The sequence below is a fragment of the Geodermatophilus sp. SYSU D00710 genome, from assembly GCF_054050195.1.
Window position 1 is genome coordinate 1 of sequence record NZ_JBJGYX010000130.1, and the last position, 621, is coordinate 621.

The 621-nt window shown below is 72.9% G+C and carries 2 protein-coding genes; both read right to left on the reverse strand.

The genetic code is table 11. The features are described 5' to 3' along the window. The coding region (locus ACI78U_RS24920) for an IS3 family transposase (protein WP_456878133.1) at positions 1-272 on the reverse strand (272 nt) is incomplete at its 3' end. Further along, positions 269-559 carry a transposase gene (locus ACI78U_RS24925; RefSeq protein ID WP_456878134.1) on the reverse strand — a complete coding sequence of 97 codons (291 nt, stop codon included), beginning with the start codon at positions 557-559 and terminating at the stop codon, positions 269-271. The genes ACI78U_RS24925 and ACI78U_RS24920, both read right to left, overlap by 4 nt. Positions 560-621: the final 62 nt, after the last annotated feature.

The window sequence follows — 621 nt, forward strand, 5'->3', positions numbered from 1 at the left end:
CGGGCGACCCGCTTGCGGTTCCACCCCTGCCCGCGGTCGCGGATCTCGGCGGTCAGCCGGCGGGCGCCGTAGACCTGGCGGCGTTCGGCCCAGGCGGTGCGGATGGCCTGGATGGCGTAGGCCTCGGCCAGCTCGGTCGCCGTCGGGCCGCCGCCGCGGGCGGCCCAGTCGTAGAACGCGGTCTTCGACACGCCCAGCACCCGGCAGAGACGGCGCACGCCATAGGTCGTCTTCTCCGCGGCGATGAACCCGAAGACCGCACCCCGGCTCACCGCCCCGTCTCCCGGGCGAAGAAGACCGCGGCTTTTTTCAGGATCTCTTTCTCGAGCTCCAGCTCGGCCACGCGGCGGCGCAGCCGGGCCAGCTCGGCCCGCTCATCGCCGCTGACCGGCCCGCCGGGCGCGGCCCGCTCCCGCTTGAGCGCACCCACCCAGTTGCGCAGCGTCTCGTGATTGACGTCGAGTTCTCGGGCGACATCGCGGACACCGCGGCCGCCGTCGACGACGAGCATCGCCGCCTGCCGGCGGAACTCCTCGGAGTACTTGCTGACCCTCCCCAACCGGGGCCTCCTCCCTGGCTGCTGCCAAGTCTGGAGGTGTCCGGCCCACGGGGGTCACTTCA